We start from the raw sequence: 26,950 nt of genomic DNA on the forward strand, positions 1-26,950 counted from the left end.
CGACCAGCGCACGGGGGTGATCCACCGGCCGGGCGAAAGTGTCAGAGTGTCCCGAGGTAGCGCTGCCGCTCGTACGGGGTCACCTCACGCCGGTACTGCTCCCATTCCTGGCGCTTGTTGCGCAGGAAGAAGTCGAAGACGTGCTCGCCGAGGATCTCCGGGATCAGTTCCGAGCGGGCCATCACGTCGATCGCCTCGGCCAGGTTCTCCGGCAGGGCGTCGTAGCCCATCGCCTTGCGCTCCTGCGGCGACAGCGCCCAGACGTCGTCCTCGGCGCCCGGCGGCAGCTCGTAGCCCTCCTCGATGCCCTTGAGCCCGGCACCGAGCATCACCGCGAAGGCGAGGTAGGGGTTGGTGCCGGAGTCGATCGAGCGGACCTCGACCCGGGCCGAGTTGGGCTTGCCGAACGCCGGCACCCGGACCAGCGCGGACCGGTTCAGGTGACCCCAGCTGACGAACGCCGGCGACTCGGTGATCCGGTCCGGCAACTGCAGCGGGAAGAGCCTCTTGTACGAGTTGACCCACTGATTCGTGACAGCCGTGTACTCCCGGGCGTGCACGAGCAGCCCGGCGATGAACGCGCGGGCGGTCTTGGAGAGCTTGAGCGGGTCCTCGGCGTCGTGGAAGGCGTTGCGCTCGCCCTCGAACAGCGACAGGTGCGTGTGCATGCCGCTGCCGGGCTGGTCCGTGTACGGCTTCGGCATGAAGGTCGCGCGTACGCCCTGGGACAGCGCCACCTCCTTGACCACGTGCCGGAACGTCATGATGTTGTCCGCCGTGGTCAGCGCGTCGGCGTACCGCAGGTCGATCTCCTGCTGGCCGGGCGCAACCTCGTGGTGGCTGAACTCGACGCTGATGCCGATCCGCTCCAGCGCGAGCACGGCCTGGCGGCGGAAGTCGCGGGCGACCGAGTGCGTGGTGTGGTCGAAGTAGCCGCCCCCGTCGACCGGGACCGGCACCGACCCGTCCAGCGGCCCGTCCTGCACCAGGAAGAACTCGACCTCGGGGTGGGTGTAGAAGGTGAAGCCCTTCTCGGCCGCCTTGGCCAGCATGCGGCGCAGCACGTGCCGCGGGTCGGCCCACGCGGCGCTGCCGTCGGGCAGCAGGATGTCGCAGAACATCCGGGCGCTCTCGCCGCTGGCGCCGCCCTCGAACGGGAAGACCTGGAACGTGGTGGGGTCCGGCATGGCCACCATGTCCGACTCGGAGACCCGGGCGAAGCCCTCGATGGCCGAGCCGTCGATGCCGATGCCCTCCTCGAAGGCGGACTCCAGCTCGGCCGGCGCGACCGACACACTCTTCAGGGTGCCGAGCACGTCGGTGAACCAGAGCCGGACAAAACGGATGTCGCGCTCTTCGAGCGTGCGGAGCACGAACTCCTGCTGTCGGTCCACGTCAACCCCTCGTACTCGCCCGGCGGCCAGTCTCTCCCGTGCCGATTACGCCGAGATTACGCTGACCACAGCCCGGCGGGCGCCCCGGGTGAGCCCCGATGCCGATCACAGAGAGTACGGCAGGGACCCGCCACATGGGATGCCAACGCTGGGGAACAATAGCCGTATGCCCTCGTTGCGCCTCGCCCTCGCCCAGGTGAACTCCACCGTCGGGGATATACCCGGCAATGCCGCCGCCGTGCGCCGCTGGACCCGGCGGGCCGCCGACGCCGGCGCCCAGCTCGTCGCGTTCCCGGAGATGATGCTGACCGGCTACCCCATCGAGGACCTGGTCTTCCGCGATTCGCTGGTGGCCGCGTCCCGGGCGGCGGTGCGGCAGCTCGCCGCCGACCTGGCCGCCGACGGCCTCGGCGACGTCGCCGTGGTGGTCGGCTACGTCGACGCCGACGGACCCGCCCCGACCAGCGCCGACGCGGTGCCCGGCAGCGGCCGGCGGGACGCCTCCGCGCTGCTGCTCGGCGGCGAGGTGGCCGCCACCTACTTCAAGCACCACCTGCCCAACTACGGCGTGTTCGACGAGGACCGCTACTTCGAGCCGGGCACCTCGCTGACCGTGGTGCGCTTCGGCGACGTCGACGTGGCGCTGACCGTGTGCGAGGACCTGTGGCAGGCCGGCGGACCGTTCGCCGCCGCGCGCCGGGCCCGGGTCGGGCTGGTCGTCAACATCAACGCCTCCCCGTACGAGCTGGACAAGGACGACGTGCGGCTGCCCCTGGTGCGGCGCCGGGCCGCGGAGGCCGGCGCGACGGTGGCGTACGTCAACATGATCGGCGGCCAGGACGAGCTGGTCTTCGACGGCGACTCGATGATCGTGACGGCGACCGGCGAGCTGCTCACCCGGGCCGGGCAGTTCACCGAGGAGCTCCTGGTGCACGACGTCGAGGTCGAGGCGGACCCGGTCGACGCGGCCGCGCCGCCCGCCCCCGGGGCCTCCGCCGAGTCCCTGCACGGCGAGGTGCGGGGCGACGACGACCTGACCATCGAGCGGGTGCGGCTCGCCGTCGCGCCGCGCCCGCTGACCGGCGGCCCGGCCGACGGCGGCATCGCCGAGCGGGTCACCGACGAGGCGGAGATCTGGTCCGCGCTCACCCTGGGCCTGCACGACTACGTGGAGAAGAACGGCTTCCGCTCGGTGGTGCTGGGCCTGTCCGGCGGCATCGACTCGGCGGTCGTGGCGGCCATCGCGGTCGACGCCCTCGGACCGCAGCGGGTCGTCGGCGTCTCCATGCCCAGCGGCTACTCCTCCACGCACTCCCGCGACGACGCCGCCGACCTGGCCAAGCGCACCGGCCTCGACTACCGGTCGGAACCGATCCAGCCGATGGTCGACGCGTTCCTGGCGAACATGTCGCTCTCCGGGCTCGCGGTGGAGAACCTCCAGGCCCGGGTCCGCGGGGTCATCCTCATGGCCCTGTCGAACCAGGAGGGCCACCTCGTCCTGACCACCGGCAACAAGAGCGAGCTCGCGGTCGGCTACTCGACCCTGTACGGCGACTCGGTCGGCGGCTTCAACCCGCTCAAGGACGTACCGAAGACGATGGTCTGGCGCCTCGCGAAGTGGCGCAACTCCGACGCCGCCCGGCGCGGCGGCGAACCGCCGATCCCGGAGAACTCCATCACCAAGCCGCCCTCGGCCGAGTTGCGCCCCGGGCAGGTCGACACCGACTCGCTGCCGGACTACGACGTGCTCGACGCGATCCTCAGCGGCTACATCGACGGCGACCGGGGCCGCGACGACCTGATCGCCGCCGGGCACGACGCGGCGCTGGTCGACCGGGTGCTGCGGATGGTCGACATCGCCGAGTACAAGCGCCGCCAGTCCGCCCCGGGCACGAAGATCTCCATCAAGGCGTTCGGCCGCGACCGCCGGCTGCCGATCACCAACCGCTTCCGCGAGGGGGCCTGAGCACGGATGTGACCGGCCGCACTCACCTCTGACCGCGAACCGTCCCCGGGTGCGACTATTCGAGAACACCCGGGGACCGCAGACCGCGGCCTCGAGGGAAGGAGACGACGATGTCCGAGACACCCGCCGAGGTGCCCACCCTGTACGGCGGCCCGCCCACCCGCCGGGTCCGCACCCGCGACCTGCTCGCCGCCAAGGAGCGCGGCGACCGCTGGGCCATGCTCACCTCGTACGACCAGTACACGGCCGCGCTGTTCGACACGTCCGGCATCCCCGTGCTGCTCGTCGGCGACTCCGCGGCCAACAACGTGTTCGGCTACGAGACGACGCTGCCGGTCACCACGGACGAGCTGCTCCCGCTCGTACGGGCCGTGGTCCGCGCCACGAAGACCGCGCTGATCGTCGCCGACCTGCCCTTCGGCTCGTACGAGGAGGGGCCTGTCCAGGCGCTGCGCACCGCCGTACGGTTCATGAAGGAGGGCGGCGCGCACGCCGTCAAGCTGGAGGGCGGGCGCCGCACCGCCGAGCAGATCCGGGCGATCGTCGGCGCCGGCATCCCGGTGATGGGCCACGTCGGCTTCACGCCGCAGAGCGAACACACCCTCGGCGGCTACCGGGTCCAGGGCCGGGGCAGCGCCGCCGAGGAGGTCGTCGCCGACGCCCGCGCGGTCGCCGAGGCGGGCGCCTTCTCGGTGGTGCTCGAGATGGTCCCCGGCGAGGTGGCCAAGCAGGTCACCAAGGAGCTGGCCGTGCCGACGGTCGGCATCGGCGCCGGCCCCGACACCGACGCCCAGGTGCTGGTCTGGCAGGACATGGCCGGCCTCCGCGGCGGCAAGGCGCCACGGTTCGTCAAGCGCTACGCCGACCTCGCCGGCGTCCTCGGCGACGCGGCCCGCCGCTATGCGGACGAGGTCCGCTCCGGGGAGTTCCCGGCGGCCGAACACACCTTCTAGAACCGGGGTACGGCCCGGGCAAGATCGCGGGAGTGGCAGACTTCGTCCCCGGAGGTGTCACATGTCCGTTCCTGCCCGGGTCAGCCTCGCCACCCTCGGCGTGGCCGATGTCGTGCGCGCGACCGAGTTCTACGAGTCGCTGGGCTGGCGCCTGTCGCCGGCCTCGGTGCCCGGCCTGGTGAGCTTCTTCCACACCGCCGGAGGGCTGTTGTCGCTGGTGGCCACGGACGACATGACGGCCGACGCGGGACTGCCCACGCGCGTCCCGCCGGCCAACCCGGCCACCGACTTCCGCGGGACCATGCTGGCGATCAACGTGGAGAGCCCGGCGGCGGTGGACGAGGCCCTGCGCACGGTCGTCCAGGCCGGCGCCACCCTGGTACGCGCCGGCAGCCCCACCGAGTGGGGCGGCTACCTCGGCTACTTCACCGACCCGGACGGCCACCTGTGGGAGATCACCCACAACCCCGCCTGGCCCCTGGACGACGGCGTCCCGCGCCTGCCCTGATCACACGGCTTCGAACCGTACGGTGCGGGTCTTCGGCGCCGCCTCCACGAGCCGGACCGTGATCCGCTCGCCCAGCGGCAGCTCCCCCGTGCAGCGGGCCTGCACCGCGGGTTCGTCGATGGCGACCGCCCCGCCCGGCGGCCGGGTCCGGCCGTTGGACGAGGACGGCTCGTCGACGTCGAGCACGCCCGCCTCGAACGTCTCGCCCACCCGGTGCTCGAGCAGCACCGCCTCGGCCAGCGACACCGCGCCCCGGTCGGCGGCCGAGGCCACCCGGTCGGTCGTGGCCATCGCCTCGGGCAGCCGCGGCAGGGCGGCCCGGGCCCACTCCGGCACGTCGCGGCCGGCGTGCAGCGCGAGGCACACCTCCGTCGCGTAGCGGTCGGCGAGGCGGCGCAGCGGGGCGGTGACGTGCGCGTACGGCGCTCCCACCCCGCCGTGGCCGGTCTCCGCGGGCGCCTCGCCGTCGAAGGCCGTGTACGCCGCCCCGCGCAGCAGCTCGGCGGCCTGGTTGAGGAACGCGGCGCCCCGCGGCGAGCCCGGATCGACCGACGAGACGACGGCACCGACCGTGGCGCCCGCGGGCCACTCCACGCCCAGCGACGCCGCTGCCGCCCGCAGCTTGTCGACGGCGCCGGACCGAGGCGGCGGCATCGTCCGCAGCAGGCCCACCCCGCCGCCGAGCATCAGCGTCGCCGCGGCCATGCCGGTCAGCAGCGAGATCTGCGCGTTGTCCTCCTCGACCGCCACGGGCGCCCGCAGGACCAGCCGCCAGCCGTCGCCGTCGGGCTCCACCTCCTGCTCCGGCAGCGGCAGGTTCACCGCGCCCCGGCCGGCGGCGCGCGCGGCGAGCAGGGCACCGATCCGCGGCAGCAACGCGATCGGCTCGGGGGCGGTGCCGGCGTCCACGGCCCGCTGCAGACCCTCGTAGTCGAGCTTCGCGCGGCTGCGTACGCGGGCCCGCTCGAGCTCGACGCCGGTGACGGCCCCGTCCGCGTCGAGGTCGATCGTCCACAGCACCGCCGCCCGGTCGACGTCGGGCAGCAGGCTCACCGCGTCCTCGCTGAGCACCGGCGGGTGCAGCGGGATCCGGCCGTCGGGCAGGTAGATGGTCTGCCCGCGGACCCAGGTCTCCGCCTCCAGCGGCCCGCCGGGGCGCACGTAGCCGGCCACGTCGGCGATCGCGTACCGGACCCGGAAGCCGCCGCCGGGCCGTTCGCTCAGGTGCATCGCCTGGTCGAGGTCGCGGGACGCGGCGGGGTCGACGGTCACGAGCGGGATGTCCGTACGGTCGTTCTCCGGCAGCGGGGCCGCCGCGGCCCGCTGCGCCTCCTCCAGCGCCCCGGCCGGATAGCCGTCCGGGAGTTTCAGCTCCCCGCGCAGCACGGAGAAGTCGATACGCGGCGCGAGAACCCGTCTGATCGGCACGGCTCATTCCTAACACGCGAAGGGCCGCGCCCGTACCGGCGCGGCCCTCGCGAGGAACCTCAGCTCTTGGCGGCCGTCTTGCGCGCCGGAGCCGCCGTACGCCCGTTGCTCGCGGCGGTCGCCTTCCGGGCGGCGGACGCGTTCGCCGGCTTCGTGACCCGCCCGGCGTTGGTGGCCGAGTTCTTCGTCATCGAGTCCGCCTTGGCGTTGCCGGCCTTGCCGGCGGACATCGTGCGCGCCTTCGTGGCGGCGGCGTTGGCCTTGCTCGCGGTGGGCTTCGCCGCCGACGCCTTCTTCGCGGTGACCTTGGTGGCGGCGGTGGCCTTGGTGGTGGTGGCCTTGGTGGTGGCCTTCTTCGCCGTCGACGCGATCTTGGTCGCCGTCTTCTTGACCGCCGAGGTCGCCTTGGTCCCCGTCGACTTCGCCGCCGTCGCCTTCTTGGCGGTGGTCTTGCTAGCGGGCGCCTTCTTGGCAGTGGTCTTGCTCGCGGGCGCCTTCTTCGCGGTGGTCTTGCTCGCCGGGGCCTTCTTGGCGACAGCCTTGCTCGCGGGCGCCTTCTTCACGGCGGTCTTGCTCGCCGGGGCCTTCTTCGCGGTGGCCTTGCTCGCCGGGGCCTTCTGGGCACCCGCAGCGCGACCCGCGACCGTCTTGGTGGCGGTCTTCGTCGCGGTCGAGGTCGCCGCCGACGTCCGCTTGGTGGTGGCCTTCTGAGTGGTGGCCTTCTGAGTGGTGGCCTTCGGAGCGGCGGCCTTCGAGGCGGCTGGTTTCGGGTCGGCGGCCCGTTTCGGGGCAGCCTTCTTGGTCACGGCCATGGGGAAGTTCCTCCTTGCGAATGACTGCGGGCTCGTCTCCGCCTGGAGACCGAAGATTCCGGCTTGGACACAGGGGTCGAGCCGGGCCTAGCTGACCTCCCCGGTCCAGCGGGCATCCTCGGCATCCCACGCCTTATTGCGCTTCTCGACCGTCTCGAGTGCCCGCGTGGCGTCGTCAGCGGAGGCGTACGGGCCGAGCCGGAACTGGGCAGGACACACGTCGTCCCCGGACTCGACCCGGTCATGCCGGAGGCACCAGAAATAGCCGCCCCCGCCAGGCCCACTGTCGTTCATGCCATCACTGTGCACCTCAAACCCACCATGCGCTACCGATTCAGGCAAAAAGCCCGGATTTTCCATAGTGGAGCGACGCAAAGAACCCCCGAAGGAACGACAAAATGGCACCGCCCCGCCCCACCGAAAGGCGGGACGGGGCGGAAAAGCCCGCGAAATCCGAGATCAGCGGAGGCCGGCGGCGACCAGCTCGGCGACCTGGACGGCGTTGAGGGCCGCCCCCTTGCGCAGGTTGTCGTTGGAGAGGAACAGCGCCAGGCCGTTGTCCACCGTCTCGTCGGCGCGGATGCGGCCCACGTACGTCGGGTCCTGGCCGGCCGCCTGCAACGGCGTCGGCACGTCCGACAGCTCCACGCCGGGCGCGCCGGTCAGCAACTCCTGGGCACGGGCCGGGCTGAGCGGCCGGGCGAAGCGGGCGTTGATCTGCAGCGAGTGGCCGGTGAAGACCGGGACGCGGACGCAGGTGCCGGAGACCTTCAGGTCCGGGATGCCGAGGATCTTGCGGCTCTCGTTGCGGAGCTTCTGCTCCTCGTCGGTCTCGCCGCGGCCGTCGTCGACGATCGCGCCGGCCAGCGGCAGGACGTTGAACGCGATCGGCCGGGCGAACGAGCGGGGCGCGGGGAAGTCGACGGCCGCGCCGTCGTGGGTCAGCTCGGTGGCGCGGTCGGCCACCTTCTTCACCTGCTCGTCGAGCTCGGCCACGCCGGCCAGGCCCGCCCCGGACACCGCCTGGTACGTCGTGGCGACCAGCGCGACCAGCTCCGCCTCGTCGTGCAACGGGCGCAGCACCGGCATCGCCGCCATCGTGGTGCAGTTCGGGTTGGCGATGATGCCCTTCGGCCGGTTCGCGGCGGCGCCGGGGTTCACCTCGGCGACGACGAGCGGGACGTCCGGGTCCATCCGCCAGGCGGAGGAGTTGTCGATCACCACGGCGCCGGCCTCGGCGACGCGCGGCGCGAACTCCCTGGAGCTGCCCTTGCCGGCGGAGAACAGCACGATGTCCAGGCCGCGGAAGTCCGCCTTCTCCGCGTCCTCGACGGTCACCTCACCGCCCTGCCAGGGCAGCGTGCGCCCCGCGGAACGCGCGGACGCGAAGAGCCGGAGCTGGTCAACGGGAAACTCGCGCTCGGCCAGGATGCGGCGCATGACGCCACCGACCTGTCCCGTCGCGCCGACGATGCCGATCCTCATGGCCCCAAAAGTACGGCCCCAACTGCACCGACGGAAATCCGGTATCCGTCGCTATCTCACATCCCAGGATATCGCTCCCGAAATACGAAACACGGTCGTAGCGTCGGTGGCATGGCTGCTGTCTACACCCACGGGCATCACGAGTCGGTCCTGCGCTCACACCGCTGGCGCACCGCAGAAAATTCGGCGGCGTACCTGCTGCCCCACCTGACCTCCGGCGCGACGGTGCTCGACGTCGGCTGCGGACCCGGCACCATCACCGCGGACCTGGCGACGCACATCACACCCGGCCGGATCACCGCGCTGGAACGCACCGGGGAGGCGCTCGACCTTGCCCGCGCCGAGATCGCCCGGCGGGGCCTGACCGGCGTCGACTTCGCGGTCGGCGACGTGCACGCCCTGGACTTCCCCGACGACAGCTTCGACGTGGTGCACGCCCATCAGGTGTTGCAGCACGTCGGCGATCCGGTGCGGGCGCTGCGCGAGATGCGCCGGGTGACCCGGCCGGGTGGGATCGTGGCGGTCCGCGACAGCGACTACGCGGCCTTCACCTGGTTCCCGCGGCTGCCGGAGCTGGACGAGTGGCTGGCCCTCTACGAGCGGGTCGCCCGGCGCAACGGCGGCGAGCCCGACGCGGGACGGCGGCTGCTCTCCTGGGCGCACGCCGCCGGCTTCACCGACGTCACCGCGACGTCGAGCACGTGGTGCTTCGCGAACGACGAGGACCGCGCCTGGTGGGGCGGCCTCTGGGCGGACCGCATCCTGAAGTCGGACCTGGCGGCCCAGGCCCTGGCGTCCGGCGCGACGCGGGACGAGCTCACCCGCATCTCGGCGGGCTGGCGCACGTGGGCCGCCGACCCCGACGGCTGGCTCTCGCTGCTGCACGGCGAGCTGATCTGCCGGGTCTCCTAGACGCTCTTCGGCTTGTACGCCCAGTGCCACGGCTCCCGCGGCACGTTCTCCACGAAGCCGTACTTCTCGGCGTTCGCGCGCATCCACGCCTGCGCCTTGGTGTTCAGGTCGAGGTCGGTCGCCATGCCCCAGCCGTGCTCGCTGGTGCCGGGCTTGGCGGCCAGCCCGCCCTGCGAGTAGAGGCCCTTGCGCCGGGCGAGATCGACCTGCTCGGCGTACGGACGGTAGGAGTCGGTGATCCCGATCTTCACGCCCTGCGCCTTGGCGTCGGCGATCATCCTGGTCAGCGACTCCGCGGCCGGCGCCCAGAGCCGGTGCCGGGTGCCGCCCACCTGCTCCAGCGCGGTGGCGGGGATCTTGCCGTTGCCGTACGCGGCAAGCTCGGTCGGAATGCCCTTGCCGTTCAGCGTGTACGACTTGGCGGCGGCCGCGGGCGCGGTGGTGCTCTGCGCACCGACCGCGTCCGCCAGCGCCGAGGCGAACGAGGCGCCCGAGGCCGACGTGGTGGCCGTGCTGCCCGAGGCGGCCGTGGGCCGCGTCGCCTGCTGCGTCTGCAGGGCGATGATCCGGCTCTGGATGTCGGCTATCCGGTTGTTGACGGCCTCGATGCCCACAGCGATGACCTCCGCGCGCTGGTTCAGCCTGACCCCTGCCTCTTCGGCCCGGGCGGCGGATCCCTGAGCGCTCAGACCGCCAGCGGCAGGTCGATGGTGTGTGCCGTGTGCGACACCTTCGCCTGCAGATAGCGGACGTTCGCGGCGGAAGCGTGCACCCCGGTCGGGACCACCGCGCGCACGTCGACGTCGAGCGCGCGCAGCTGGGCCGCCTTGTCCGGATTGTTGCTGAGCAGGTCGATCGACGTGACGCCGAGCACCGACAGCATCTGCGCCGCCGCGGTGTAGTCCCGCTCGTCGTCGGCGTGCCCGAGCGCGCGGTTCGCCTCGTATGTGTCCATGCCCCGGTCCTGCAGCGCGTACGCGTCGAGCTTCGCGTAGAGCCCGATGCCGCGGCCCTCCTGGCGCAGGTAGAGCAGGTAGCCGCCGGCCGTGGCGATCCGCTCGACCGCCTCGCGCAACTGGGGGCCGCAGTCGCAGCGCTCGGAGCCGAACACGTCGCCGGTGAGGCATTCGGAGTGCGGCCGGACCAGCGGCACGGCCGCGCCGGCCACGTCACCGAGGGCGAGCGCCAGGTGTTCCTTGCCGTCGGCCAGGCCGGTGAAGGTGACGACCTCGGCCGTGGTGCGGTAGCCGTCCGTGAACTTCAGCGGGACGGTGACGCGGCTGCGAATACCCAAAGACATGTGACGCTCCCTCAGCACTTGACGCTTCAAGCACGGTTCGACCGTACCGCGCGCTCATCAAGTGATCCACGAGCCGAACGTCACAACGGATCAAACCGGCTCAGGGAATCGCGTCGGGCTCCCGCACCTCGTTGCCCTCGATCCGGTCCCTGACCTCCAGATCAAGCTCCGACGTGCGGTCCGCCCGGTTCGGCAGCAGGTTCGTGACCAGCACCAGGAGGCAGCCGATGCCGGCGTACAGGGCGAGCACGCCCAGGTGCCCGGCGATCGGCGCGGCGGGGAAGTAGAGGTCGTCGCGGACCGCCTGGACGCCGGCGCCGGTCGGAAGGTTCTCGCCCACCGCACGACCGAAGGCGGGCAGGAATTCCGGGAGGATGCTCGCGCCGCTGATCACCGTGCCGACCGTGAAGTAGAGGCCGCCGAGCAGCGCGCCGCCGGGGCCGAAGAGGGCCACGGCGCCCGCGGTGGACGCCGTGATCGCGAGCGAGACCAGGGCGAAGATGCCGAACGTGCCCGCCTGGTTCGCGCCGGAGCCGACCCCGAACCAGCTCATCGACCAGAGCACCACGGCCGCGGAGCCCAGGGCGTACACGATGAGGGTGGTCAGATGTCCCAGCCCGCGGCGCCAGGACCGCCGGGTGCGCGGGATCAGCCGGCCGAGCCCGACGGACGCGATGGTGCCGCCGAGGGCGAGGGCCTGGGTGAGGAAGCCGAGCGAGGCGCCGTTGACGTCGTCGGGCGGCAGCGGCACCACGTCGGTGACCGGCGGCGGCGTGATCAGGGCCTGTGCCTGCGCGACGGAGACCGTGCCGCCCGGGGTCGCCGTCCGGGCCAGCTGCCCGGCGTTCTGCTGCGCGACGACCCCCGTGTACGTGGCCCGCAGCAGGCTCGCCGCCGCCGGTCCCGCGGCGCTCGCCACGTACAGATGCGGCTGCGTGCCGGTCACGTCGACCCCGCCGTACACCTCGCGGGTCTTGATCGCGGTCCGCAAGCGGTCCACGGAGCCGTAGATCTCGGCCTCGAAGACGCCGTCGCGCTCCAGCAGATCGAGGACGGCGGCCTGCCGGTCCACCGGCGCGACCACCCCGACCGGTACGTCGTGCGGCTTCGCCTTGTGCCCCATGCCCAGGTAGTACGCGGTCAGCCCGAGCTGGACCAGCGCCCCGGCGAGGCACACGGCCACCGCGAACCGGCGGAACTGACGCACCGACCTGATCCGATCGTCTCCCTCCGTCATGCCCCCAGCATCGCGGACCCGTGGGGCGCCCGCAGGTGATCGTCGATCATCGCGAGCAGCGCCCGCGCGGCCGCGCCGGGCGCCCGGACCGCGGACGTGGCCACCCCGAGCGGCCAGTCCAGGTCGGCGTCGGCGATCGGCCGCACCACCACATCAAGCCCTTCCGGTACGGCGAAACGCGGCAGGATCGCCACCCCCAGCCCGTGCGCGACGAAGCTCGCCCCGGTGGTGATGTCCCCGACCTCGAGCGCGACCTGCCGCCCCACCCCGGCCGCGGCGAACGCGCGGTCCACCACCGTGCGGTTGCCGTAGCCGGCCGGGAAGTCGACGAACGGCTCGTCCGCCAGGTCGGCGACGGTGATCTCGTCGCGGCCGGCCAGCCGGTGCCCGGGGGCGAGCACGAGCTCCAGCGGCTGACGCAGCAGTTGCCGCAGGTGGACGGTGCCCGGCGGCCGTCCCGGCACCGAGACCAGCGCCACGTCCAGGCTGCCGTCGGCGAGCGCGTCCATCAGGCCGGCCGAGCCGCGCGCCGAGACGGTGAGCCGCAGCGTGACCGCCGGGTGGGCGCGGTGGAAGGCGCCCAGCAGGGCCGGCACGTCGACCAGGTCGATGGAGGTCAGCGTGCCGATCCGCAGCGTGCCGCGCAGGCCGCCGCGCACCTCGTCCACCGCGTCGCGGGCGGCGCGCGCGGCGTCCAGGGCGGCCCGCGCCCGCGGCAGCAGCACCTCCCCCGCCCCGGTCAGCGCCACCCGCTTCGACGTGCGTTCCAGCAGCGGCGTGCCGAACTCACGCTCCAGCGCCTTGATCGCGGCGGAGACGCCGGACTGCACCACGTGCAGTCGCGCCGCGGCCCGGGTGAAGCTGCGCTCGTCCGCGACGGTCACGAAGTATTCGAGGTGCCGGAGTTCCATCGCTCAACTATCGCATCCGGTGATGGATGCCAGCATCAATCTTCGTTGGACTCGATGATTGTTCCGGAGCACGGTGAGGACATGACAGTCACCGCCGCACCCACGCATACCGAGGTCAATTCCGGCGTGAGCTTCTGGTCCATCGCCGCGGTCTTCGCGATCTCGATGGCCTTCTCCACCGTGCCCACCCCGCTGTACCCGATCTACCAGGCCGAGGACGGCTTCACCGCCTTCACGGTCACGGTCGTCTTCGCCGCGTACGCGGTGGGCGTCGTCACCAGTCTCCTGCTCGCCGGGCACATCTCCGACCGGACCGGCCGGCGCCGCGTGCTGCTCGCCGCGATCGGCCTGGAATCCCTCGCCGCCGTCCTCTTCCTGACCCGGCCCGACCTGCCCGGACTGCTCCTCGCCCGGTTCGTCACCGGCCTCGGCGTGGGGATCATGGCCGCGACGGCCACCGCGTACCTGCTCGAACTGCACGCCGCGCACCGGCCCGGCGCCGGACGCGGCCGGTTCGAGCTGGTCTCCGCGGCCGCGAACCTCGGCGGGCTGGGCGCCGGCACCCTCGTCGCCGGGGCGCTCGCGCAGTTCGTGTCCGCTCCGCTGCGTACGCCCTATGTGGTCTTCCTGGTCCTGCTCGCGCTCAGCGCGGTCGCCGTGCTGGCGGCGCCGGAGACGGTGACCGTCCCGGCCGTCGCGCCCCGCTACCGGCCGCAGCGGATCCGGATCGCAGCCTCCGACCGGGCCGGCTACCTGACCGCCGCCCTCGGCGCGTTCTCCGCGTTCGCCGTCTTCGGCCTGTTCACCTCGCTCGCCCCGAGCTTCGTCGCCGGCTCCCTGCACCACCCCGGCCGGCTGCTCGCGGGCGTCGTGGCCTTCGCGGTCTTCGGCGCGGCGGCCACCGCGCAGGCCGCGTCCGGCTCCCTGACCCCCGCGCGCCGCTTCACCGCGGGCCTCGCCGCGGAGGCGACCGGCCTGATCGTGCTCGGCGCCGGCATGAACCTGCCGTCCCTGACGATCTTCCTGCTCGGCGGCGTGATCGCGGGCGCCGGCGCGGGCCTGCTCTTCAAGGCCGCGGTGGGCACGGTCGCCGCGACGGCCGCCCCGGCGGTGCGCGGCGAGGCGCTCGCGGGCCTGTTCCTGATCGCGTACCTGGGCCTGATCGGGCCCGCCCTCGGCCTCGGCATCGCGACCCGCCACCTGACCGCGACCACCGCGATGCTCTGGTTCAGCGGCCTGCTGCTGACCCTGCTCGGCGCCACGGCCGTCGCCCGCTCACGGTCCTAGCGCCCGGTCCAGCTCGGCGAAGAGCTCCTCGGGCGGTGCCGGCCCCGCGTTCTGCGGCTGCCCCCGCGGCTGCGACTGCGGCTGCGGCGGCTGCGGCGGCTGCGGCTGCGGCTGCGGCGGCTGCGGCGGCTGCGGCGGCTGCGGCTGCGGCTGCGGCGGCTGCGGCTGCGGTTCAGGCAAGGTCGGAGGGGTCCGTGTTGGCGCCGCAGAGCAGCACGATCACCCGCTCGCCGGGCTCCGGCACGTAGGCCCCCGAGTCGAGCGCCGCCTGCGCCGCGGCCGTACCGTGCTCGACCGCCAGCCGGTAGTCGTCCCAGAGCCGGCGGCGCGCCTCGACGATCGCGTGGTCGTCGACCAGCACCGCACTCAACCCGGCCGTCACCGCCGTCTCGAACGCGATGGCCCCGACCCGGCGGGCGCCCAGCGAGTCGGCGGCCACCCCGGACACGGGCACGTCCACCGGCTCCCCCGCCTCCAGCGCGACATGCAACGCCCGGGCCGTGCGCGGCTCCACGGCCACGACCTTCGCCCGCCCGTCCAGCGCCGCGGCGACCCCCGCGATCAGCCCCCCGCCGCCGACGGCCACCAGCACCGTGTCGAAACCGTCCGGCATCTGCTCCAGCAGCTCGAGCCCGAGCGTGCCGTTCCCCGCCACCATGTCCGGGTCGTCGTAGGCGTGACAGAACAGGGCTCCGGTGCGTTCCGCGTGGACGACCGCGGCCGCGTACGCTTCGGCGTACTCGTCTCCGATCTGGGTGACCCGGGCACCCAGCTTGCCCAGCTTCGCGACCTTGACCGCCGGGGCCGTGACCGGCACGAAGATCTCGGCCTCGACCCCCAGCTCGCGCGCGGCGTAGGCCGCGGCCAGGCCGGCGTTGCCGCCGGAGGCCGCGACGACGCCGGCCCGGGGCAGTCCCCGCTCGGCGGCTGCCAGGATCTTGTTGAACATGCCCCGTGTCTTGAACGAACCGGCGTGCTGGGCGAACTCAAGCTTGTAGCCGACCTCCCCGTCGAGCAGCACCGGAGTGCGCCGGACTCGGCTCCTGACACGGCGGGCGGCGGCTTCGAGGTCTTCGCGGGCGATCACCCGTCCCGTTCTACACCAGGCCCCGCCGGTCCCCGGGCTCAGGCCATCGCGGTCTTGACGAGCATGCCCGCCGGCACGGGCTCACGTTCCCCCACCAGGCGCGCCAGGTCGAGCAGTCGGTGGGAGAAGCCCCACTCGTTGTCGAACCAGCCGCGGACCTTGACCCCGCCGTCCGCCGTGGTCTGGGTTCCGGACGGGTCGAACAGGCAGGACGCCGGGTTGTCGCGTACGTCGATCGACACGGTCGGGTCCGGGTCGTAGTCGATCAGGCCCCGCATCGACCCGGCCGCCGCCTCCGCCATCGCCCGGTTCACCTCCTCGGCGGTCACCGGCCGGTCGGTCTGCCCGCCCAGTTCGGCCAGCGAGCCGATCGGCGTCGGTACGCAGTAGTAGCTGTAGCGCACCTCGCCGAGCCGCGGCAGCGCCACCTCGAGCAGGTCACCGGCCACGTGATCGTGCGGGATGATGCTCTCCGCGGTGGCCCGGCCCAGCCGCGGATCCTCGCGCGACGTGCCGGACGTCGCGTCGTGCACCCGCTGCCAGCCCTGGATCGCCAGCACCACCGACGTCTGCACGCTCCGCAGCCCGAAGCGGTCGAGCAGCACCTTCGCCATCACCGACAGCGCGTTCACCCCGCAGGACGCGGGTGAGATCACGTCGTGGCGGTCCGGCTCGTAGGTGTCGTGATTGACGCCGTACACGAGAAAGGCATCGGGGTCGTCGGCGGACGCGCTGATCACGACCTTGCGCGCGCCCCCGTGGGTGATGTGCGCGCGGGCGATCTCGCCCGAGCGGAACCGCCCGGTGGCCTCGATGACCACGTCGACGTCCGCGTCCGACCACGGGATCCGGCCCGGCTGGGCCTCCTGGAACGTCCACAGCGGACGATCGTCGACGACGAGCCGGCCACCGGCCGTACGCACCGTCCCGGCGAATCGGCCGCGTAAGCTGTCGCGTTTCAGCGCGTATGCCAATCTGTCCGGCGACGCGATGTCATTAATGGCGGCAACGGTGATTCCGGACCCGTGCGCGCCGGCGGCGATGCGCATAATCGAGCGCCCGATCCGACCAAAACCGTTGATGCCGATCCTGACAGTCACCAAGCACTCCTCGCGGCCGTCCCACACCCCTGGCACTACATGACGCGACCGCACGGGAACCCCCACGACCGAACACCCGCCGTCACATATCAGACACTATGAGTATGCAACTTGCACGTCAACCACAGCGGCGACAGGGCGCACCCACCGCCACACGCGGCGGCACCCGGGCATCGGCGATGCACTCTACTCACTCCACTGTGCTCCGACGAGAACCGATCAACCTGCTGTTTCGTACGTCACGGCGACGATCCCGCAGCTCAGGACCGCCGGGCCTGAGTAATCCGCCCACCGTCGATCCTGGACGGACCCCGCCGAGGCCCCCCCGTCACGCCCGGTGAAGTGCGCCGAACGGACATCGTCGCAGCTCAATCGCCCTCGGCCGGAATATTCCGATGGCCGCCACACCGATTCCGCACCGAGGCGTTTTCGGTGGCAGGGCGCCCGGGTGACCATTCATTCACGTCCCGGCGGACGCCCCGGCCGACGAATCAGGGCCCGCCGCGACGACCCCGGGGGCGAGATTCCCGGATCACGCTATCCGATAGACGAAACGCCATTCCCCGTCATCCCACCGCAACAATTCATCACCGGCCGCGGCGACCTCGGCCGCACACGACATCATGGGCGCCGGCACGCCCGCGCGACGCTGCCTCGCCCGCGCAGCGCGACCGCATCCGCGCAGCGCGACCGCACCCCGGCGCCGCAACCGCTCGCTCCTGGGTCGCCACACGCCCGTCGCGCCGCCCCACGCCCTCGGGCCGCCACACGCCCGTCGTGTCACCACACGTCCCTCGCGCCGCCACAAGCCCGGCGCGCCGCCGCACCCCTTGGCCTCGCCCCGCGCCTTGACGTCGCCCCGCGCCTTGGCGTCGCCGCACGCCCTGGCGTCGCCGCACGCCCTGGCGTCGCCCCGCGCCCTGGCGTCGTCCCGCGCCCTCAGCGCCAGCGCACCGTCGTAGCGCGACCGCACCCTCGCGACGACGCCGCGCGCTCGTGGCGCCGGGCGGCCCGCTCAGCCCGGGCGGCCCGCTCAGCCCGGGCGGCCCGCTCAGCCCGGGCGGCCCGCTCAGCCCGGGCGGGTCAGACGAAGACGGAGAGCGACTCCACCCCGTCCGCGGCGAAGTAGTAGACCGCATGCCCCTGGTGCCGGGCCAGCAACCGCCCGGCCTCCTCTCGCCGATGCCAGGGCGTCGGCACGATCACCACCGAGTGCCCCTTGTGGAGCCCTTCGACGTACAGATTCATGATTGTGGTGTCGCCGCCCCAGTCCCGGAGCCGGCAGCGACCGGGGTGGTGCGGGCTTGCGTCGACGGCCTGGAAACCGGCCCCGCGAAGCGCGGCGACCGCCGCCTCCGCACTTCGCCGGTCGGGCAGGAGCCCGGCCACGGCATCGACCGGCCGGGCGAGAAACCCGGCGCTGTCCTGCGGGATCGTCACGATCGCCTCCTGCGGAACGACTGCCCGCAGATTAGGACCGCGTCCCGCTGTCGGGAACACGCCAGGCAGATGCCCGACAGAACTGCATCACGCAGCGGTCAGTCGCGCCGCTGCCCCTCGCGGGCGAGCCGCTTGCGCTCCCGCTGCTCCCGGCTGTAGGCCTTGCGCGCCTCGAGATCCCGCTTCCACTGGTCACGCGCCGGCTGCTCGCACCCCTGCACGGCGTTCCTGGTCTGCGCGGGCCCGATCAACGACCGGAAGAACCAGTCGTGGAACGTGTCATGAAACCAGCGCGCCACCCTGCTCCGCATCACTCCCCCAAAAGGTCATACCGTTGGCCCACGAACTATTGGTGCCCCAACTATTGGTAGTGTAGCGGGCGACCTGAGGAGAAGCACCATGAGTGACCGGACCGACATCGACCCCCTGGCCCTGGAGGAACAGGTCTGCTTCGCCCTGTCGGTGGCCGCCCGCAGCGTCGTGGCCGTCTACCGCCCGCTGCTCGAACCGATGGGCCTGACCCACCCGCAGTACCTGGTGATGCTGGCCCTCTGGCAGCACGCCCCGCTCTCGGTCCGCCGCCTCAGCAAACTCCTCCAGCTCGACCCCGGCACCCTGTCCCCGCTGCTCAAACGCCTCGAAGCAATCGGCTACCTCCGCCGCGAACGCGACCACACCGACGAACGCAGCCTCGCCATCACCCTCACCCCGGAGGGCAGAAAGCTCCGCGACCGCGCCGAGCAGATCCCCCCGGCCGTGGTCCGACGCCTGGGCATCCCCCCGGCGGACCTCCGCACCCTCCACGCCGCCCTCACCCAGGTGATAGCCGCAGCCCGCCCACACTGACGCCCTCGCCGCCGCCGGCCTGGGCCGACTGGGCGTCGGGATGCCCGGACAGGACCGCTTTCCGCCAGGGAGGTGGCGAGCTCTTCCGGCCGGGCAGCGCCGGCAAGTGCGCTCAGGAGGAGGACCGAGCTCGCACGCTCACGAGCGCAGCGTCAAGGGGATGGTCGCCCACACCGTCTTGCCACCGCCGGGCTCCAGGGTCCATCCGCATTCCGCAGCCGCCGCCTGCACGACCCTCAGTCCTCTGCCTCTCAGACCTTCGGAAACCCGGTGAGCTCTGGGCGGTGCCGAGGACTCGTCACGAACGCTGATCTTCAGCGAAGACCCATCGCAGTCGACGGAGAAACCGATCTCCCCTCCGGCGTGTTCGACCGCGTTCGCCACCAGCTCGGAGGCGACCAGCCGGGCCAGATGCCGGAGGCCGTTCTCGTTCAGGGAAACGCAGACCTCGTCGACCAGCCTGAGCGCACCCGCGACGGATTCCGCGGTCGGGGGATATAGGGCGTGAACGCCCGCGGACAGAACCGAAGGCCCGTCACTCAGCTGTGGCATGTGCTTGTGAACGAGCCGTTGCACCTGCTTCGGCGCCCGGCACAGAGCGTTCCGAGAGATCCAGACCGCGGCCGCTACCGCCCCGAAGGCGAGTGCCGTCATGAGCTTGAACAGCTTCCCGGGCCGGGCATCGATGACCCCGGCGAGCTCCTCCGCACGGATCCTCGCCCGCACGGGGTTGCGATATCGACGGTACGCCGCCCATCGGACCACTCTCCGCGCGATCCAGGGCGACAGTTCGCAGCACTCGTTGACGAGAAGCCCGAAAAGAATCGACAACAGGATGCTCATCGCGCACCGCCGGTCAGTCGCGCCACAGCGAGGCGGGCATGGCCGTACGCCAAGCAAGCTTCGGTTGACTGCGAGCGGCGTCCGGTCGACGGGCCTCGAGAATCCTCCGGCTCTCCACGACGCCGTTCGGGGTCAGCCGGTAGAGCCGTCGACGCGGCCGATGCGGCTCGGGATTCTCCTGCTCCCAGCGACCGATGATCCAGCCGGCGTCCTCAAGACGGTCGATCGTGCCGTACACGGTCGGGCCGGATCTCTTGGTCGCCTTAATGATCTTCCAGCCGTGCAACTCTTCCCCGTCGGCGAAACCCCGCAACAGCACTTCGAGCACGTCGAGCAAAGGGCCTGTGATGCGAACAGGGCGCGCCATGCCGCTTATCTTACCTATGTCGAACAAGCAGAAGGCCTCGTCGGCACCCCCTTCCATCCATCCGGGTGAAGCATGCGGAAGTATCCGACTTGAGCGACCGCATCAGGAACCTCTTCAAGCCGGTCGCGTGAGGCTGGAGGCGACCGCATTGCTCGACCTGATCACGACCGCTACATCCAAGGACGAAGCCGAGCGCAACGCCTCCGTCGCGCTCCTGCCCGTGGGCAGCTTCGAACAGCACGGCGATTTCCTCCCACTGGCCACCGACACCATCATCGCCAGCGTCATCGCCCGCGAGATCGCCAAGACGTACCCGGTCTTCGTCCTGCCACCGATCACAATCTCCTGCTCCCACGAGCACGCCGCATGGCGAGGAACCGTCAGCATCAGCGCACGAACCCTGCACCAGGTCGTGACCGACATCGCCGACTCACTCGCCGCCTCAGGCGTACACCGCCTGGTCCTGATCAGCGGCCACGGCGGCAACTACATCCTCAGCAACGTCGCACAAGAGGCATCCGTTGAAGGACCACGGATCGCGGTCTACCCGCACGTATCGGACTGGGACCGGGCTCGAACCCATGCCGGGCTCGAGTCCGGCAGGCATGAAGACATGCACGCCGGTGAAATCGAGACCTCCATCCTGCTCGCCACATACCCCGAGATAGTCCGCCAAGGCAACGAAACCGCCGACTGGACCGCAGACGAACGTCCCCATCTTTTGACGCTCGGCATGACGGCTTACACGAAATCCGGCGTCATCGGACGACCGTCCCTGGGGAACAGCAACAAAGGGGCCCGCGTGCTCGCCAGCCTGATGCAGTCCTTCGAATCCCTGCTCGCCGTACTGGAGCGACCAGGCTGAAGTCCTGCGCACTGTCCCGGTTTGATGGAGACCCACCAAACCGGGACTTGACACAGCGCCGACGGCTGGTCGGCTATGTGTTACAGACCCCGCGATCGTCCGGGTCGGCTGCTGCGCCAACGTTGCTGGCACAGATGCCGGTCAGGCCTTGAACCAACATTCGCCCGTGGACGTTTGGATGGGGAGACACAGCCTGCCCCAACCCGACCGAGGAGGTTCTTCCATGAGATCCGACCCGGGTCCACTAGCCGGCACGGTGCCGGCCGCACTAGTCGTTGCCATCGAGCGGCTTCTCGATCACCCCGGCGTCCAAGAGGCGATGGACAAGAATCCAGCACTTTACACTCACCTGGATCACATTCACTTTCTCGCCGAGAAGTGGATGGAGGATGGCGCTACTCAATATGTCACCGAGGATGAAATAGCCATTGCCAAAGGCAAGATCATCAACGGCCACCACGATCTTGGCGCGGTCTTCAAGTCGAGCGCATGGAAACCCAGCCCGGCCTTGACGAATGCGGCTCGAACGGCCGATCCTCGATTCAGCCCGACCTCGCAGGATCGACACCAGACGAGCCGTCAGCCTTCGCCGCTCGGGCGGCACGAGCAGAAGCGAGGCAGCGGCCACAGGATGAAGTAGCCCAGCACCCACGGCAAGCCGTTTTCTTCAGTCGGAAATGCCGCCCGCATCCCCACGGGCGGCGACGCACTGACCTCGGCGACGGAGTGAGCGACCCGTGTCGGGCCGCCCGATGAGGGCCGCTGCCGCGAGGGCGACGGACGAGTCGGCCTGTACGCCGGATTCTCCTGCCCGGATGCGCTCTGACCTGGGCATCTACACTCCCACCTGTCCGTTATGCGGCCCCTGGGCCGTCGTTGGGCCGTCAGACCGTCCGGCGACCGGCCGGAACAGCGCGTCGATCGCCCGGCGGGTGCGCTCCTCGCTGGCCGGCATCAGATGGGTGTAGACCCGCAGCGTGAACCCGGGGTCGGTGTGCCCGAGGTACTCGGCGAGCGCCTTGATGCTCTCCCCCGCGTCCAGCAGCGCCGAGGCGTAGAAGTGGCGCAGCGCATGCATCCCGGTCGTGCGCCCCGGGACGACGCCCGCCGCTTCGACGGCCGGGCGCCACACCTTCTCGTCGAACCAGCTGCGGTTGACCGCCGTCTTGCGCGAGGTGTGCAGCACCAGCGCGTACGTCCGCAGGTCCGCGCAGAACGGGTCCTCCCACGGCAGCGTCACCGACAGGGGCGGATGCTCCGTCATGTGGGCCCGGAGTACGTCGCCGACTGAGTCGGGCAGGGGGACTCGCCGGTCACGGTCGCTTTTCGGCAGCCCGAAGACGAGCCGGGACCGTACTCGCTTGATCTGGTGGGTGACGTGGAGCCACCCGCCGTCAAGGTCGATGTCGTCCTCGGCCAGCGCCAGGATCTCGCCCTGGCGCATCCCGCAGCCCGCGCCGAGGTCGACGACCGGCCGGTACCGGACGGGCAGGTGAGATCGGATCTCCTGAACCTGCTCGAGTGTCCACGGCACCACCCGGCGCTCGATCGGCCGGGGCTGCTTGACCGACCGAGCGGAGCACGGATTCTTGGCGATCCGTTCGTCGTCCACCGCCGCGCCGAGGATGGATCGCAGGTGAGTGAACACCACCGAGCGGGTCGACGCAGCCAGCTTCCCCACCATCCCGCTGTCCCATTCCCGAACGTGGCCGGGCTTGATCGCCGCGAGCTGCCGGTCGCCGAAGAAGGGATACAGGTGCTTACGGACACGCATCTCGGTGACCTCACGGCTCGACTCGTCCAGCACCCGGGTCCGCAGCCAGGCTTCGGCGTACTCGCGGAACAGCACCCGGCCGGCGGCCGGGTCGACGTAGGCGGCGCGCAGCTTGTCCGCCTCCACGGAGACCAGGAAGTCCTCGGCGGCCCGCTTCGCCCGGTCCGGGAACGACTCGCTGCGCTCCCGGCCGTCCGGGGCGATGTAGCGAACCCGGTAGCGCATGCCCTGGCCGAACCGGGCGGACTTGACCCGCTGGGTGCCGCCGCCCGGTTGCTTGACCGTCTTGAACCAGCGGTCCTCAACATGACCCATCGCTATGCCGCCCGGCCCTTGACCCAGGCGCGGACGTCGTCCGGGTCGTAGCGCAGGTACCTGCCGACGCGGGCGGCCGGCGGCCCGTAGCGGCGCTTGCGCCAGGCGTACAGGGTCTCGACCGGAACGCAGAGGTACATAGCGACCTCAGCGACGGTCCAGCACATCTCCTGGCCGGGTGTCTCCATCAGTTCTCTCCGTCGTTTCGTCGTCAAGGCGGCCTTGACGGTTGGCGGCCGTTCACGCGGCCAGGGTCTGGAGTGCTTGCCTGGCGGCTTCGGCGTGTTCTCGGGCCATGGCGGCGGAGGTGTTGGCGAGCATGGCGTCGGCGCTGGTGTGCCAGCCGGCGCCGACGAATTGCAGGAAGTTGACGACCAGGGTGGTTGGTTCCGTGCCGGTACCGGTGGTCTCGGGGCCGCTGGTCTGGGCGCGGCGGAAGATGATGCGTTGTTCGCGTAGCAGGGCGAAGGTGACGCTGTAGCGGCGGGACTTGGTGAGGAAGTGGCCGCCGAAGCCGAGCATGTGTGCCCAGCGGCGTAGCCGGGCGTACCGGCTGGGTTCGGGGGTGGCGGCGGCTGCTCTGCGTTCGATGCAGACGGGGCAGCTGTGGTGGTGGCGGCACAGGGCGGCGGGGCAGCGCCAGCGGACGTCGGCGAGGCGCCAGCACGCGTCGATGAGGCGTTCGGTGTGGGTGCCGTGCCGGTCGGCGTACAGGTCGATCGTGTCGGGGTGGAGGCGCGCGGAGCTGTGGCCGGTGATCTCGGTGGCCTTGGTGGCGTACTTCGCCAGGTACGCGGCGACCTGGCCGTCGGTGACCTCGCCGTGTCCGGCGACGGTGATGACCTTGGTGAGGATCTGTTCGCCCCAGCCGATGTGCCAGCCGCCGGGGCGCTCGGGGTGCGGTGCGGTGGTGAAGCCGACGGTCGCGGTGGCGTGGTCGATCGCGTCGACCAGGTCGTGGGCGTCGATGCCGGGCGGCGGTGGGACGGTCGCGGCCGGGTCGGTGGGGTCGACGCCGTCGAGGCGCACGATGGCGTGGAAGTGGACGATGCCCCGGCGTTGCATCTCGGCGGCCTTGCCGAACGACAGCCGTACCGGCGGAACCATCCGCAGCTTGCCGTCGGCGGTCATCGCTGCCACGTCGGGGATGCCGCGTGCCTTGGCGAGGCGCCGGATGTAGCGGTTGACGGCGATGGAGGTGCGCCGCCACAGTTCGCCGGCCATCAGGTTCCACACGGCGTGTGCCTCGTACGGGTAGCAGTCCAGGCACAGCGGCGTGCCGAGCCGGGGGTCGTCGCCGGCGTGCCGGGCGAAGCAGGCCAGCCGGACGCCGTGCGGGCAGACGGTCAGGTCGCGGCGGGCGTGGCAGGGCTCGGGGCGGCAGTCGCAGTCCTTGCGGCGGGCGCAGGTGTGCCGCTTGACGACGCGGGTGTGGACCTCGCCGAAGCCGGGAGCGGTGAAGGTCGGGAACACCGCCGGGTGGTGCGCCACCTGCTCGGGGACGCCCTTGCCGCCGACCAGGCCGGTCCTCACGACCTGGTAGGCGTCGTTCTGGTAGAGCTTCGAGCAGGACGGGCACACGCTCTCGCGGCGGTTACCGCAGGGCTTGTAGATGACCCCGTCCGGCATGTCCGCGGTGGCGCGTTCGGCGAGCAGGCGCCCGGTGGCGGCTTCGACGGTGGCGATGGTCCCGGCCAGCCGGACCGGCCGCGTGCACGCGGACGCGGGCTTGACGTGCGACAGCCAGGCTTCGTAGTCGGGGCGGGCGGCGCGGGCGAGGGCTTGCAGGCGTACGTCGCTGGAGCGTCGCCACCAGGCGGGGATGTTCGGGTGTGTGCCCGGCTCGGCGTAGGGGGCCGTACCCGAAGCGGTTGCTTCGGGTACGACGCTCAACGTGGAGACGGTCACCGAGTCGCCTTGACGGGCTTGCCGTTGACGGTCGGGATGGGCGTGGTGGGGCTGTCCGGGCCGAGGTGGAGGACGGCCAGGGCTTGGGTCGCTTGCTCGGAGTTCACCCTCAGGCGGGCGGCGAGCTGTACCGGCTTGATCGGGGTGCCGGTCTCGGTGCGGTACTGCGTGGCGATCTCGTGGGCCTTGGCGAGCAGGGCCGGGTCGACGGTGTACGGCAGGGGCAGCTGTGCGGGCTCCGGCTCAGTGACAGGGGTGTCGGTGGCGGGAGCGGCCAGCGGCTTCGCCGGTCGGGTCGTCTCGGTCTTGCGGGGCCTGGGCTTCGGGGTGCCTGCGGTAGCCGGCCGGGTGGCGGTCGGTCGTAGCGGGATGGTCGTCGGGCTGGGGGTGACCCGGGCGGCGACCTGCGCCGGGGTCGGTACGGCGTCGGTCCGCAGAGCCGGCACGGGTTCCGGCGTCGGTGCCGGGGTCGTGGCCGGCTCGGGGTCGCCTGCCGGCGGCGGCGCGGTGGTGCGGGGCGCCGGGACGGCGGGCAGGGTCGGGGCCGCGATCCGGACAGGGTCCGGCACGGCGGGGGTGGGTACGGGTTCGGGGTGCTGGTGGGTGCCGGTCGCCAGGATCGCGCCGGTGGCCATCACCATCAGCCCGTCGACAGCGAGCGGGCCAAGCACACACACGATGGGCTCTTCGCCGTAGAAGGCGAGCAGCCCGGACAGGTGCCGGTACGAGACCAGCGCGGCGACGAACGCGACCGGGACCATGCCCAGCCAGCGCAGCAGCTGCCACGTCCACCCGGTGGGCCAGGCCACCCGGGTCAGGATCTCGGTTGCCACGAACAACGCGACCGGCCAGAACACGGCACCGATGACGGCACCGAAGTTCGGCGACCAGCCCTCGGCGGTCACACCCGCAGGTGGGACGTACGAGTGGGCGATGTTCGCGGCGATCGACACCGTGCCACCGAGGGCGGCACCGATGTAGGCCCAGCGGCGGCCCGGCCGTACCCGAAGGACGGCCGCGCCGGTCACGGTCAGGCTCATGCCTGCACCGCCGTGGGGTCCGCGGGGCGCCGGTAGTCCGTGCCGTCGAGCGCCGCGAGGCGCCGCCGCACGGCGGTGTCGGCGTGCCAACCCCGGTAGACGGGATCACCGTGCTTGATGACGCGCCCGTCGTCGCGACGGGTCGTCTGCACGGTGTACTCACAGCCCAGGGTGAACGCCCCACGGGCGGCGAACCACAGCAGCTGCCCGGTCTCGACGCGCAGCCACACGTGAGCGTGGCGTCCGATCGAGTCGATCCGGGTGCCGCCGAAGACCCACGTTTCCGTCCCGGTGGTGGTCATTCAGATCACCTCCGCCGGGATCACCGTGCCGGTCTGGCGGACCGAGGTGATCGTCAGGTCGCGGTTCGACACCAGCAGGCCGATCACGTACGCGGCCAGCTCCACCAGCTGACGCGGGTCGGTGACCAGCGTCGGGTAGGTGAACGGGCGGCAGCCGTCGACCGGCATGCCGTCGGTGTCGGTGTAGGTGAACGTTGCTTCGTATCGGATCATCAGGCTGGTTCCTTTCCGGAGTGGTCGAACAGTGATGCGGGTCGGTCCGGAACCAGCGCGGTGAGCGCCGCCTGCCGGACCGCCGTTGCCCGATGGGTTCGGGGCTTGGTGGTTCCGATCAGGTCGGCGAACTGGACAGGCGACAGCCGGGCTACCGCGGCGTCGTCCTCGTGGCGCCGCCTGCGCAGCAGCGGGCGGACGGTGGCGTTGCTCGGGCAGTCGGACTGCCCCTCGGGATAGCGGTAGCCGCAACCCGGGCACACCGAAGTGGCCGGGTCACCGGGGTGATGGTCGGCGAAAACCTGCACCAGGGCCGCCACCGAGATGCCCAGCCCGGCTTCGAGAAGCCGGCGGTCCAGGGCGCCTCGTTCGGTCCGGTCGCCGTAGCGCTGCTGCGCGGCCTGCTTGCTGGTGCCAAGCCGGTCGGCGATCTCGGACCAGGAGTAGGAATACGGGGCCTTACGCAGTCCCGCCACGGCGAGGCGAGTCACTGCGTCCACCTCGCTGGACAGCTGCGAGAGGGACTGGAGTGCTTCGACGTCACCGGCCGCGACGCGACGGGCGTAGGCCCGCAGGATGCGGCGCACGAACGCGTCGAACTCGGCGTTCTCCACCTCACGCTTCGACCGCGTCCTGCGCGGTTTCGGCGTCAAGGCC

At 71.6% G+C, this 26,950-nt stretch carries 30 protein-coding genes; 8 read left to right on the plus strand and 22 right to left on the minus strand.

Annotation, left to right across the window (positions count from 1 at the left end; all coding sequences use genetic code 11):
* Nucleotides 1-41: 41 nt before the first annotated feature.
* Complete coding sequence (locus CLV70_RS13960) at nt 42-1,394, minus strand: glutamine synthetase family protein (protein ID WP_106126872.1); 1,353 nt, start codon at nt 1,392-1,394, stop codon at nt 42-44.
* Between the two features lie 166 nt (nt 1,395-1,560).
* On the opposite strand from CLV70_RS13960, the gene CLV70_RS13965 reads away from it, so the two are divergent.
* From CLV70_RS13965 to CLV70_RS13975, 3 genes are all read left to right on the plus strand, one after another.
* The gene (locus CLV70_RS13965) at nt 1,561-3,360 is read left to right on the plus strand and encodes an NAD+ synthase (protein ID WP_106126873.1); all 1,800 of its coding nucleotides are present in this window, start codon (nt 1,561-1,563) and stop codon (nt 3,358-3,360) included.
* Nucleotides 3,361-3,470: 110 nt separating this feature from the next.
* On the plus strand, nt 3,471-4,313 hold the full coding sequence (panB, locus tag CLV70_RS13970) for a 3-methyl-2-oxobutanoate hydroxymethyltransferase (RefSeq protein ID WP_106126874.1): 843 nt from the start codon (nt 3,471-3,473) through the stop codon (nt 4,311-4,313).
* A 61-nt stretch (nt 4,314-4,374) separates the two neighbouring features.
* Complete coding sequence (locus CLV70_RS13975) at nt 4,375-4,821, plus strand: VOC family protein (RefSeq protein ID WP_106126875.1); 447 nt, start codon at nt 4,375-4,377, stop codon at nt 4,819-4,821.
* Here CLV70_RS13975 and CLV70_RS13980 read toward each other — a convergent pair whose 3' ends face one another.
* The 4 genes from CLV70_RS13980 to CLV70_RS13995 form a co-directional block, all read right to left on the minus strand.
* On the minus strand, nt 4,822-6,249 hold the full coding sequence (locus tag CLV70_RS13980) for an RNB domain-containing ribonuclease (RefSeq protein ID WP_106126876.1): 1,428 nt from the start codon (nt 6,247-6,249) through the stop codon (nt 4,822-4,824). It abuts the gene before it with no gap.
* 59 nt (nt 6,250-6,308) lie between these two features.
* A complete protein-coding gene (locus CLV70_RS39120; protein ID WP_211303757.1) occupies nt 6,309-7,061 on the minus strand; it encodes a histone H1-like repetitive region-containing protein in 753 nt (250 codons plus the stop codon).
* A gap of 87 nt (nt 7,062-7,148) precedes the next feature.
* On the minus strand, nt 7,149-7,355 hold the full coding sequence (locus CLV70_RS13990) for a hypothetical protein (protein WP_106126877.1): 207 nt from the start codon (nt 7,353-7,355) through the stop codon (nt 7,149-7,151).
* Nucleotides 7,356-7,520: 165 nt separating this feature from the next.
* Entirely contained in the window at nt 7,521-8,546 is a 1,026-nt protein-coding gene (locus CLV70_RS13995) for an aspartate-semialdehyde dehydrogenase (protein ID WP_106126878.1), read from the minus strand.
* A gap of 111 nt (nt 8,547-8,657) precedes the next feature.
* On the opposite strand from CLV70_RS13995, the gene CLV70_RS14000 reads away from it, so the two are divergent.
* Complete coding sequence (locus CLV70_RS14000) at nt 8,658-9,458, plus strand: class I SAM-dependent methyltransferase (protein WP_106126879.1); 801 nt, start codon at nt 8,658-8,660, stop codon at nt 9,456-9,458.
* Here the strand turns inward: CLV70_RS14000 and CLV70_RS14005 are convergent.
* The 4 genes from CLV70_RS14005 to CLV70_RS14020 form a co-directional block, all read right to left on the minus strand.
* The gene (locus CLV70_RS14005; protein ID WP_106126880.1) at nt 9,455-10,072 is read right to left on the minus strand and encodes a M15 family metallopeptidase; all 618 of its coding nucleotides are present in this window, start codon (nt 10,070-10,072) and stop codon (nt 9,455-9,457) included. The genes CLV70_RS14000 and CLV70_RS14005 overlap by 4 nt on opposite strands.
* A gap of 71 nt (nt 10,073-10,143) precedes the next feature.
* A complete protein-coding gene (locus CLV70_RS14010; protein WP_106126881.1) occupies nt 10,144-10,758 on the minus strand; it encodes a GTP cyclohydrolase II in 615 nt (204 codons plus the stop codon).
* Nucleotides 10,759-10,858: 100 nt separating this feature from the next.
* Entirely contained in the window at nt 10,859-11,995 is a 1,137-nt protein-coding gene (locus CLV70_RS14015) for an ABC transporter permease (RefSeq protein WP_106126882.1), read from the minus strand.
* A complete protein-coding gene (locus tag CLV70_RS14020) occupies nt 11,992-12,906 on the minus strand; it encodes a LysR family transcriptional regulator (protein ID WP_106126883.1) in 915 nt (304 codons plus the stop codon). The genes CLV70_RS14015 and CLV70_RS14020 overlap by 4 nt, the downstream gene beginning before the upstream one ends.
* 81 nt (nt 12,907-12,987) lie before the next feature.
* Here CLV70_RS14020 and CLV70_RS14025 point away from each other — a divergent pair, with 81 nt between their 5' ends.
* Complete coding sequence (locus CLV70_RS14025; protein ID WP_106126884.1) at nt 12,988-14,193, plus strand: MFS transporter; 1,206 nt, start codon at nt 12,988-12,990, stop codon at nt 14,191-14,193.
* A 172-nt stretch (nt 14,194-14,365) separates the two neighbouring features.
* On the opposite strand, the gene CLV70_RS14035 is transcribed toward CLV70_RS14025, so the two are convergent.
* From CLV70_RS14035 to CLV70_RS14055, 4 genes are all read right to left on the minus strand, one after another.
* Nucleotides 14,366-15,280, minus strand: coding sequence for a serine/threonine dehydratase (locus tag CLV70_RS14035; RefSeq protein ID WP_106126886.1), 915 nt, complete (start codon nt 15,278-15,280; stop codon nt 14,366-14,368).
* A gap of 38 nt (nt 15,281-15,318) precedes the next feature.
* Nucleotides 15,319-16,380 (minus strand): type I glyceraldehyde-3-phosphate dehydrogenase, encoded by a 1,062-nt coding sequence (locus CLV70_RS14040; RefSeq protein ID WP_106126949.1) that lies wholly within the window; start codon nt 16,378-16,380, stop codon nt 15,319-15,321.
* 1,083 nt (nt 16,381-17,463) lie between these two features.
* Nucleotides 17,464-17,820 (minus strand): hypothetical protein, encoded by a 357-nt coding sequence (locus CLV70_RS14050; RefSeq protein WP_106126888.1) that lies wholly within the window; start codon nt 17,818-17,820, stop codon nt 17,464-17,466.
* A gap of 98 nt (nt 17,821-17,918) precedes the next feature.
* Nucleotides 17,919-18,131: a hypothetical protein gene (locus CLV70_RS14055; RefSeq protein ID WP_106126950.1), complete on the minus strand. Its 213-nt coding sequence runs from the start codon at nt 18,129-18,131 to the stop codon at nt 17,919-17,921.
* An 88-nt stretch (nt 18,132-18,219) separates the two neighbouring features.
* On the opposite strand from CLV70_RS14055, the gene CLV70_RS14060 reads away from it, so the two are divergent.
* Complete coding sequence (locus CLV70_RS14060; protein WP_106126889.1) at nt 18,220-18,666, plus strand: MarR family winged helix-turn-helix transcriptional regulator; 447 nt, start codon at nt 18,220-18,222, stop codon at nt 18,664-18,666.
* Nucleotides 18,667-18,804: 138 nt separating this feature from the next.
* Here CLV70_RS14060 and CLV70_RS14065 read toward each other — a convergent pair whose 3' ends face one another.
* The gene (locus CLV70_RS14065) at nt 18,805-19,509 is read right to left on the minus strand and encodes an ATP-binding protein (protein WP_106126890.1); all 705 of its coding nucleotides are present in this window, start codon (nt 19,507-19,509) and stop codon (nt 18,805-18,807) included.
* Between the two features lie 13 nt (nt 19,510-19,522).
* Nucleotides 19,523-19,876 carry a PadR family transcriptional regulator gene (locus CLV70_RS14070; protein ID WP_106126891.1) on the minus strand — a complete coding sequence of 118 codons (354 nt, stop codon included), beginning with the start codon at nt 19,874-19,876 and terminating at the stop codon, nt 19,523-19,525.
* Between the two features lie 127 nt (nt 19,877-20,003).
* Here CLV70_RS14070 and CLV70_RS14075 point away from each other — a divergent pair, with 127 nt between their 5' ends.
* Together CLV70_RS14075 and CLV70_RS39130 are read left to right on the plus strand one after the other, a co-directional pair.
* Entirely contained in the window at nt 20,004-20,741 is a 738-nt protein-coding gene (locus tag CLV70_RS14075) for a creatininase family protein (protein ID WP_245908209.1), read from the plus strand.
* 223 nt (nt 20,742-20,964) lie between these two features.
* On the plus strand, nt 20,965-21,381 hold the full coding sequence (locus CLV70_RS39130) for a hypothetical protein (RefSeq protein WP_146164056.1): 417 nt from the start codon (nt 20,965-20,967) through the stop codon (nt 21,379-21,381).
* 195 nt (nt 21,382-21,576) lie between these two features.
* Here the strand turns inward: CLV70_RS39130 and CLV70_RS14085 are convergent, their stop codons facing one another.
* Genes CLV70_RS14085 through CLV70_RS42105 form a run of 7 tightly spaced genes read right to left on the minus strand, consistent with a single transcriptional unit; the run spans nt 21,577 to nt 26,907 of the window.
* Complete coding sequence (locus CLV70_RS14085) at nt 21,577-22,830, minus strand: tyrosine-type recombinase/integrase (protein ID WP_106126893.1); 1,254 nt, start codon at nt 22,828-22,830, stop codon at nt 21,577-21,579.
* Nucleotides 22,831-22,832: 2 nt separating this feature from the next.
* The gene (locus CLV70_RS14090; protein ID WP_106126894.1) at nt 22,833-23,018 is read right to left on the minus strand and encodes a helix-turn-helix transcriptional regulator; all 186 of its coding nucleotides are present in this window, start codon (nt 23,016-23,018) and stop codon (nt 22,833-22,835) included.
* A gap of 52 nt (nt 23,019-23,070) precedes the next feature.
* The gene (locus tag CLV70_RS14095; protein WP_106126952.1) at nt 23,071-24,723 is read right to left on the minus strand and encodes a replication initiator; all 1,653 of its coding nucleotides are present in this window, start codon (nt 24,721-24,723) and stop codon (nt 23,071-23,073) included.
* 11 nt (nt 24,724-24,734) lie between these two features.
* On the minus strand, nt 24,735-25,778 hold the full coding sequence (locus CLV70_RS14100) for a hypothetical protein (RefSeq protein WP_106126895.1): 1,044 nt from the start codon (nt 25,776-25,778) through the stop codon (nt 24,735-24,737).
* Complete coding sequence (locus tag CLV70_RS14105; RefSeq protein WP_106126896.1) at nt 25,775-26,080, minus strand: hypothetical protein; 306 nt, start codon at nt 26,078-26,080, stop codon at nt 25,775-25,777. The genes CLV70_RS14100 and CLV70_RS14105 overlap by 4 nt, the downstream gene beginning before the upstream one ends.
* Complete coding sequence (locus tag CLV70_RS14110) at nt 26,081-26,293, minus strand: hypothetical protein (RefSeq protein WP_106126897.1); 213 nt, start codon at nt 26,291-26,293, stop codon at nt 26,081-26,083.
* Nucleotides 26,293-26,907 carry a hypothetical protein gene (locus tag CLV70_RS42105; protein WP_425440151.1) on the minus strand — a complete coding sequence of 205 codons (615 nt, stop codon included), beginning with the start codon at nt 26,905-26,907 and terminating at the stop codon, nt 26,293-26,295. Before CLV70_RS42105 ends, CLV70_RS14110 begins: the two co-directional genes overlap by 1 nt.
* Nucleotides 26,908-26,950 lie beyond the last annotated feature (43 nt).

The sequence above is a fragment of the Pseudosporangium ferrugineum genome, from assembly GCF_003002065.1.
Classification (GTDB): domain Bacteria; phylum Actinomycetota; class Actinomycetes; order Mycobacteriales; family Micromonosporaceae; genus Actinoplanes; species Actinoplanes ferrugineus_A.